Here is an 8,323-nt window from a genome sequence, read left to right on the forward strand (position 1 = left end):
ACAGCGAGCCGATCGAGCTATTAGCCGACGACAGACCCGTCGACGTGGAGGACGACAGCGAAGTGACCGAGCTGTTGGCCGACGAGAGACCGGTCGACAGCGAGCCGATCGAGCTGGTGGCCGACGACAGACCCGTCGACGTGGAGGACGACAGCGAAGTGATCGAACTTTTCGTCGACGAGAGGCCGGTCGACAGCGAACCGATCGAGCTGTTGGCCGACGACAGACCCGTCGACGTGGAGGTCGACAGCGACGTGATCGAGCTATTCGCCGACGACAAGCCGGTCGAAGCCGACGTCGACAGGCTCGTGATGCTCGACGTCGTCGTGCTCGCGACCGAGTAGAGCTGGCTACCGTTGATCGCATCGGTGCTGGTCGACGTGACAAGACCCGCCGCGACGTTCTGGATGCGACGCTCGTTGCCCGCCGTACCAACGCTGACGACGCCGTTGGCAGCGCTTGCGCCCGCAAAGTTACCGAACGTCTGTCCACCGATCGTGGCGGAGTTGACCGAACCGGTGCCGCCCGTCGCCGTGTCCGCCGCACCTATCGTCGCCGAGTTGTTGCCAAGGGCGACGGAGTTTGCAACGTTGGCCGTCGACAGGTAGCCGAGCGCCATCGCGTTGCCGGCGGAAGCGGTCGATTGATAGCCCATCGCGACCGCATTGCCGTTGCCGCTGGCCGTCGCAAACGAGCCGATCGAAATGTTGCCGGCTTGAGAAGCATTGGATTGCTGGCCGATTGCAACGCTCTGGAGCGCACTCGCAGTGGCCACGCCCAGTGCAACGCTGCCGCCGCCGGCAGCGCTGGCGTTGACGCCGATCGCGGTTGCATAGTTCGCCGTCGCGGAACTCCCGTTCCCGAAAGCGGAGGCAGGCGCCGAAGCCCCGCCCGCATACGACGAGGCACCGATTGCGCTCGAACCCGCATAGGTCGCCTTGGCGCCGCTGCCGATACCGACCGAACCCGTCCCCGTCACGCTGTTGCCACTGCCCAGGGCAACCGCACCGGTGCCGTTCGCCGAGTTGCCGTTGCCGAGCGCGACCGCGCCCGTACCGCTTGCCGAATTGCTGGTGCCGAGCGCGACTGCGCCGTCGCCGCTGGACGTTTGCGCGCGGCCGATTGCCACCGCGCCGCCGTTCGCGCTACCACTGTTGGCCGTCGTACCCGACGAACCGATCGCGACGTTCTGGCCGGTTGCGCCGGAAATGGTGCCATCGCCCTGTGCAATGCCGTATGCGCCGTTGGTCGTCGCACCGCGGCCGATCGCGATGCCGGACGTTGCGCTGGAGGTGACCGACGATTGGCCGCCGATCGAAATCGAATCCTGTGCGGCCGCCTGTGCGCCTGCGGTGGCGTTGCTGCCGATTGCGGTCGAGCCGACGCCGGATGCCTGCGTCTGGATGCCGTTGACCGCGCTGGTGCTGCCGAGGGCGGTTGCGTAGTTGGCGGTTGCTTTCGTGCCGCTGCCGACGGCGGTCGCGAAATTACCGGTTGCCGACGTACCTTGACCGAACGCAGATGCCGCAGTCGCGGTGGCCGAGGAGCCGGTACCGAATGCCGTTGCATTCGATGCGGTGGCGACCGTATTGGTCGGCGAGTTCGCGCCAATGGCGACCGCGCCGCCGGCGGAGGCGGTCGGGCTCTGGCCGGGAACGGTTAATCCGCTGGAGCCGGCGCCGATGGCAATCGAGGTTGCATTGGTCGCGTTCCCGCCCCCGGCGCTGTACTGCGCATGCGCAACGTTGCCGACGCCTGCCCCCGCGACGAGCACGGCGGCTGCGACGGCCTTCACGACAGCCGACTTGTTCGGCTTGCCCCGTGCCGAATCGTGTTCAGACGCAGCGACCCAGGCGCCGAGGGCTTCGTTCCAGATCGAGCGGTATGTGCGGTTCATGTCCTGCTACCTCCAAATGTGCACGCCACACACCGGTCTCTTTTGTTAGAGGAATGCTCCGTGCGCTCGCGCGAATCTCAAAATTGATGGGCGGAGTTTATTGGAGGAGGATTTTTTAGATTGCTAAAAAGTGATAAATGTCGTGTTTGAAAAGTTAAAGAATGGTTAATGGATGGTGTTTTGATGCATCAATGAAGAATGAATTTGTAAGATGTAAGAATGAAAAATGTAGGATCGAAGTCTCTCGGCGGGAATTGCATATTTTACTTATAAATCAATGAGTTATGTGTGTTTTGTGCGGTAGATTACAGATGTGGTTGGGCCGAAAGCAAGGAAATTGAAATAGCAAACGTTTGCGAGCGAAGCCTTCCTTTCTTGTTTGTAATGTAAAGGTCGCGTTGCGGGATAATGTGATGCCCATCTCGTTAATTTGTTAATTCGTGATTTGCTTGTCGATTTCTGATTGATTTATTGGATTGTCTGTAAATCAATTTAATTCAAAATGAAGAATGCCTGGCTGTGCTGATATGCGCATTTCGTTCGCTGCGATGGCCCGCGTGACGGGCGTTCCGGGCGGGGTGGCTCGTCGAATTTGTAAAAAAGTGCTACAGGGCGATGGACCGGCCGGTCGTCATTCGTATTTCGAATTTGTCCTATTGACTATTTCGTTGATGTTGACATTCGTGTGGGGTTTGGCGACGAGGCGAACCCGTCCGGGAGGCATTACCCGCTCCCGTTTTGCGCGTGCTGGCGGCCGGGTGTTAAAGCCGCTGGCCGACGCCCCCTGAATTGTTAAATCCTGGGTGTGACAATTTGTCCGCACGCCCCGAAGCGCCGAAGAAAAAAGGGCGTGAGTGAATGTGTCGGGTGCGCCACATCTGGCAGCTGGATGCAGGCCGGTGAGGTTTCCCACCGCATGCGATGTGGCGATGCGGCGATGTGGCGACGTCGAGCGGGCGGTGGGCCGGGTAGCCCGACCGATGCCGCTCGGCATGCAAAGCGTGACGAACGCGCATCGAGGTGTGAACGGGACGCGGCGCGTGGAGTACGGAGCAGAACGGATGCGTCGACCACTACGTATCGTTGCGCATTGCGCTGCTGCGCGCCCGGATGCGGACGACGCGATTGCCACCTGTCGGCTCCGGCCGGCATTCAGCCGGCCCGGACATGATGATGGCCGAGGCCCGGTTGCCGGGATGCTCGACCGGGCAACCGGGCAACCGGGCAACCGGGCCCTTGCCCGGAGCGGTTGCCTTACTTCTTGAGAAACCGCAGCGCGAGCCGTGCCATACGCGGCACGAACAACGGACGCAGCAGGCGCTTGTCGTAACCGGCCATCCGCCGATCGTTCTCGGCGAGACACAGTTCGATCAGCTCGCGTGGCTTGAGCGCTTCGCCGATGTCGGCGGTGTTCGTCGCCGGGAAGTTCGCGTCGCGCGCGACGCCGTCGGCGTCGATCCCGCGCGCGATGCCGATGCGCTCGCGGATCAAATGCACCCACACGGCCGCGACCCGCGCGAAGAACCAGGGCCGGCGCCACCACGTCAGGCTGCGCCAGTACCACGCGTACCAGTTCACGAAGAACAGGATGTGGCGGCCTTCTTCCTGGATCACGGGCTCGAACGTGTCGACGAGTTCGGGCGGGAAATAACCGGAGCGCTGCGCGGAACGGAACAGGCCGAACGCGAAGAAGCTGTCGATGCATTCGCTGAAGCCCGTGACCATCCACGACCACTCGGGATCCTTCGGCGCCGGGTAGGGTGGCTCGGGGGCGAGCCGGATGCCGTATGCCTCGACGAGCTTCGACAGCACGACCTTGTGGCGCGCTTCCTCGCCGCCGTCCATCTCGAGCGCGCGGCGCAGCAGCGGATTGCCGACCGTCGCCGCATAGGTTGCGACGCGGATCGATGCACGACCTTCGGTTTGCACCGCGATGTCCCAGATCGGCAGCGACGTGAGCCGCTTGAGCTCGGCGGGCTTGAGCGCCGGCCAGTCGATGACCGCCGGCTTGTACGGGTTGTGTGTGTCGAGCAGCATGCGGCAGAACATCTGCATGTGCGCATCGGAACCGATCCGGACCGGACCTTGCCTCTCGAAGGTCCAGTTGCGCATTGCGTGATCTGCGGCTGCGTGCTGTTCCTGCAGCGTGTCACTCATGGCTATTGTTGTGCGATTACGGATCGAAAGATTCTTGCATAGCTTCCGTAATCGCGTATTTTCGAGCGGCCATGTGCACGCCGGCCAGGCGTGCGTCACGCGTGCGTGTCGACCCAGAGGCGGCCCCAGCGGGACGCGTAGGCAAGCGCGTGTTCTTCCTCGAAGAAGAAATCGATCGCGTCGAACGACACGGAGCGCGGCGACGGGCCGCTGCTTGCCTTCGCGATCGTCAGGTTGGCGGCGAACAGCCCGTTCGGCAACCGGGCGGCAGCGGGGGCGACTTCGTAGCCCTTGTAGCGGATCGTACGGTTCATGGCGTGCGCGGAGAGAGTTCGGATGTTCAGCGTACGAAAACCCGCCGGCCGCGTGAACCAATCTTTCGGCCAATGCAAATCACGCGGCGGGCCGAATCGTTATCGGCGCGGGTACGGGGAGAGGGCAACCGGAGAGCAGCGTCGGCGTGCACGGCGCGTGGCCGTTCGTCCGAATGTGCACCGCCCGCGCCGACGAACGGGGTCGTCCGGGCGCGGGCGGTGGAAGGCGGGGAAATTACTGGTTGGCGATCTTCAGCACAGGCGCGAGCGCATCGACCGATGCCGCATGCGAGGCCGCGCGATGCGACGCGAACGCAAGCGCGAACTCGGCCGCTTGCGTGCCGACCGTCTCGAGCTGGGCGACGACCTTCGGGTCCGAGCAATTGTCGGCGCTGTCGAAGCGCGTTTCGAGCGTGTTCACGGTCGCGCCGAACGGCGTCGGCCAGCCGCGCAGTGCATGCACGATCGAACGCAGCGACGTCAGCACGGTGCCCGCCGCCTGCCAGCCGTACGCGGTGACGATCAGGCCGACCGCGCGTCCGTCGAGATAGGGCCGATCGTCCGCACGCAGTTCCTCGAGCGTATCGAGCGCGTTCTTCACGAGGCCGGAGACGCCGCCGTGATAGCCGGGCGTCGCGATGATGATCGCGTCGGCCTGGCGCACGGCGTCGATCAGTTCGCGCTGCGCGTCGGTCAGCGTTTTGTGTTCGGGGGCGTAGTGCGGCAGCGTATGCAGGAACGGGCCGTCGAACAGGCGCGTGCGTGCGCCGGCTGCCTGTGCGCCGCGCAACGCGAACGACAGCGCGCGTTCGGTCGACGACGCTGCGCGGGTGGTACCGCCAATGCCGACGACGAACGGGCGGCGGTGTTGATCGAATGCAGTCAAGGGGCGCTCCTTGGGGATGGCTTGCCCGGCTAAGCACAGGCTTAAAAACCAGATGGTAACGACCCCGCCGCCACTCTGAAAACGACTTTTCGTTCTATCGATATGCCGGGAGGCACGGGCAATCGTGTGCGCGGCCGCACGGATCGATAGCAGAAATGCTTGGTTGGGCTGGCCGGCCGCGGTCGATAAGATGGGCCCGTCTCCTCCATGATGTCTCTACTGACATGGGTTGGCCCCGCCGCGCGGATGCAGGCGGGGCTTTTTTTCGTCCGGGTCAGGAAAAGGGGCGCGATGCGCCGGGCCGTGGCCCGTTATTCGAACACCGGCCGGAAGAAGCTGCGCTCGTAGCTGACGATGCAGCGCGTTTCCTCGGCGTAGCGGAACGCGGCCTGGCAGGCCGGATCGTCCATCGAGCGTTCGCGGTAGCGCTCGTATTCGGCGAGGCTCGGGAACGAGAACATCGCGAGCGCAATGTTGTTTGCCCCTTCGGACGGCAGGAAGTAACCGTGATGCGTGCCGCCGAACTGCTCGACGAGCGGAATCCACATCTTGCCGTAGGTTTCGAACTGGTCGAGCTTGTACGGATCGATGACGTAGCGAAGGAAGCAGGTGATCATGGGCGCGCCCGGAGCGAAGAGAATCCGGCGAGTGTGGATGGCGCTGCAGCATGTGTCAACGGCGCGCGCCGGCGATCGACGCCGTCGCGCTCGATGCATTGCTTGCGTGCGCAACGATCGGTGTGCCGTCATGCGTTCGCAATGACGCACGCGACGCCGCGGCGTGCACCGTCGCAACCTTTTCTTCCGCACGCACGTCCCCAAACTTTTACGACATTTTTTCTTGCGGGGGCCATCGGCGCGCTCATAGACTTCGGGCATCCCAACCACGGAGCATGGCAATGTCGATACCCTGGAACGCGATCGCCGAACACACGCCTGCCGCGCCGCCTTCCGCGTGCGCCGACCGGGTGATCGTGCGGCGTTTCGATCCGGCCTTCGACAGCTATGCCCACCTCACGCAGATGCTGCATCGCGCGTTCGCGCGGCTCGGCGCGATGGGGCTCAACTGTACGTGTGTCGACCAGGACGAGGCCGTCACGCGCCGTCGCGCGGAAGCGGGCGAGTGCTACGTCGCCGTGTGCGGCGGGCGCGTGATCGGCACGGCCACGCTGTATGCGACCGATCCGTCGTCGGCCTGCCCGCTGTACCGGCGCGAAGGCGTCGCGAGCGTACGGCAGGTGGCGGTGGACCCCGATTGCCAGAGCCGCGGGATCGGCGCGTTGCTGCTGTCGTTCGCCGAGCGGTGGGCCGCGTTGCGCGGCTACATGCTGCTCGCGCTCGATACGCCGCATCCCGCTTCGCACCTGCTCGCGTTCTACGGCTCGCAGGGTTTCGACGTCGTCGACGTGATGCGCTTCGACGGTAAGCGTTACGACAGCGCGATCCTCTGCAAGCGGCCCGTCGCGCATGTCGCGCGCCGGGTGTTGTCGGCATCACCGGCGTCGCGATTGGCCGCGCGCATGGCGGGCGTGCGGCGTGTTGCTCATGCATTGCCGTCCCGCGTGGCCGCGCTGGCCCGGCGCGATCGGTACGTGCGGCGTGGCGCTGGCTGGGCGGCGCGACGTGCGGCCGGTGCCGCGAGTTGCCGCTCGTCGCCGTGGCGCCCGCGTCAGCACGGGCGCTACACCTTCGGCTGAACGCCGTGCTCCGGTTCCTGCTCCTGTTTTGCCGCGTAAACGCCGAATGAGCGGAGTGTGGCGCTCCCGCTCGTGTACGGCCCTCGAGACACCCCCGCCGCGCCGCGGCGAAACGGACGTTTACGCGCTTTTTATGCCCTGACGCGGCCTTTCATAAGATGGCCGCACCGATCCGCACGTTGGTGGCCGGATCGGACAGGTTCTTCACCTGCGCGACGAGATCGCGTTCGGCGGCGGCCCGCACCTGCATCAACCCGTGCGCCGGCCACACTGATTGCGCGGCGATCGAAGCCCGACGCGGCCGCGCCGCATCACTCGTCGCGGCCGCTCGACTCGCCGCCGCCTTTCGCGAGGCGCCACGCGATCGTGCCGAGCACGCCGACCGCGACGACCAGCGCACCCCACAGCACGTAGCGGCGCGGGGCATCCGTGTCGGCGGCCGGCGCCGGCGTGACAGCCGATACCGGCAACGCCGCGCCGACGCGCGCGGGCCGCACTTCGGGCGCCATGCCGACCAGCAGCGCGTCGCGGCCGACGGCCGACGACACGAGCGACGCATCGCCGACGCCGAGCGTAAACGGCGGTGCGCCGCGCGCCACGAAAGTCAGCGCGGCCGGATGCCAGCCGATCACGACGGCCGGCTGGCCGCTGCCGAATCCGCCGTTGCGCATGTCGACGACGATCCGCCACGTGCGATCCGTTGTCGCCGCGAACTCGAGCGGCGGATTGCGCTGCTCGCCGGCCTTGCCCTGCAGCCGGAACAGCACGGCGCCCGCGACGTCGCGCCACGGCGCCTGCGCGTCCGCGCGGCTCTGCAGCGTCGCACGCGCGACGGTATTAGGTTGCGGCAGGTCGATGCGCACGCGGTCGACCGGATACGCGCCGTCGGTGTCGAACAGGTACTCGCCGGGCGTGCCGCCGGCCCGCACGCGCACGGCGTTGCGCCATTGGCGCGGCACGGATGCGGTGTCGGTTCCGCGCGCATCGCGCGCGTGCGTCTCGACGTCGATCGACGCGATCGCGGGCGCGCCGTCGAGCCAGTCGAGCCGCAGGTAGCGCGGTGCCGCGCCTTCGAGTGCGATGCGTTCCTGCACGAGCATGTCGTCGCCGCGGCCGACTTTCAGCAACTGCGTGCTGCCGAGCGAGCGCCAGCTGCGCAGGTCGTCGCTGGCTTCGACGGCGACGCGCCCCTGGTAACTGTCGTCGCTCACGTGTACGAGCAGCGCGTCGATGTCGCCGTCCGCATGCGACAGGTCGACGAGATCCGCGCCGTGCTTTGCGCGCGCCGGTGCGGCGACGCCCGCGCGCAGCGCGCCGTCCGGGCCGACCGTCACGCCGAGCGGCGCGCTGCCGTTGTCGGCGCGGGCGGGCGG

Annotated in this window: 7 protein-coding genes; 1 reads left to right on the forward strand and 6 read right to left on the reverse strand. The window is 65.8% G+C overall.

All coding sequences use genetic code 11. The annotated features are described in order from the left end of the window. From L810_RS04075 to L810_RS04095, 5 genes are all read right to left on the reverse strand, one after another. Positions 1–1,897, reverse strand: a 1,897-nt coding sequence (locus tag L810_RS04075) for an ESPR-type extended signal peptide-containing protein (protein ID WP_042973129.1), incomplete at its 3' end; no start/stop codon positions are given. Between the two features lie 1,254 nt (positions 1,898–3,151). Then, positions 3,152–4,054: a hypothetical protein gene (locus L810_RS04080; RefSeq protein WP_042973130.1), complete on the reverse strand. Its 903-nt coding sequence runs from the start codon at positions 4,052–4,054 to the stop codon at positions 3,152–3,154. Positions 4,055–4,149: 95 nt separating this feature from the next. After that, positions 4,150–4,368, reverse strand: coding sequence for a hypothetical protein (locus L810_RS04085; protein WP_021157097.1), 219 nt, complete (start codon positions 4,366–4,368; stop codon positions 4,150–4,152). 235 nt (positions 4,369–4,603) lie between these two features. Further along, entirely contained in the window at positions 4,604–5,254 is a 651-nt protein-coding gene (locus tag L810_RS04090; RefSeq protein ID WP_042973131.1) for an NADPH-dependent FMN reductase, read from the reverse strand. A gap of 311 nt (positions 5,255–5,565) precedes the next feature. After that, positions 5,566–5,871 (reverse strand): NIPSNAP family protein, encoded by a 306-nt coding sequence (locus tag L810_RS04095; protein ID WP_021157098.1) that lies wholly within the window; start codon positions 5,869–5,871, stop codon positions 5,566–5,568. Between the two features lie 281 nt (positions 5,872–6,152). Here L810_RS04095 and L810_RS04100 point away from each other — a divergent pair, with 281 nt between their 5' ends. Next, positions 6,153–6,950 (forward strand): GNAT family N-acetyltransferase, encoded by a 798-nt coding sequence (locus L810_RS04100; RefSeq protein WP_021157100.1) that lies wholly within the window; start codon positions 6,153–6,155, stop codon positions 6,948–6,950. Positions 6,951–7,261: 311 nt separating this feature from the next. On the opposite strand, the gene L810_RS04105 is transcribed toward L810_RS04100, so the two are convergent. Further along, positions 7,262–8,323 (reverse strand): DUF3999 domain-containing protein (locus L810_RS04105; protein WP_042973132.1); only part of this gene is annotated, 1,062 nt, incomplete at its 5' end.

The organism is Burkholderia sp. AU4i (assembly GCF_000466765.1).
GTDB classification, from domain to species: domain Bacteria; phylum Pseudomonadota; class Gammaproteobacteria; order Burkholderiales; family Burkholderiaceae; genus Burkholderia; species Burkholderia cepacia.

Bases quoted from the DNA above. Each gene is read 5' to 3' on its own strand.
- L810_RS04080 (WP_042973130.1), bottom strand. From the start codon at position 4,054: ATGAGTGACACGCTGCAGGAACAGCACGCAGCCGCAGATCACGCAATG.
- L810_RS04085 (WP_021157097.1), bottom strand. From the start codon at position 4,368: ATGAACCGTACGATCCGCTACAAGGGCTACGAAGTCGCCCCCGCTGCC.
- L810_RS04095 (WP_021157098.1), bottom strand. From the start codon at position 5,871: ATGATCACCTGCTTCCTTCGCTACGTCATCGATCCGTACAAGCTCGAC.
- L810_RS04100 (WP_021157100.1), top strand. From the start codon at position 6,153: ATGTCGATACCCTGGAACGCGATCGCCGAACACACGCCTGCCGCGCCG.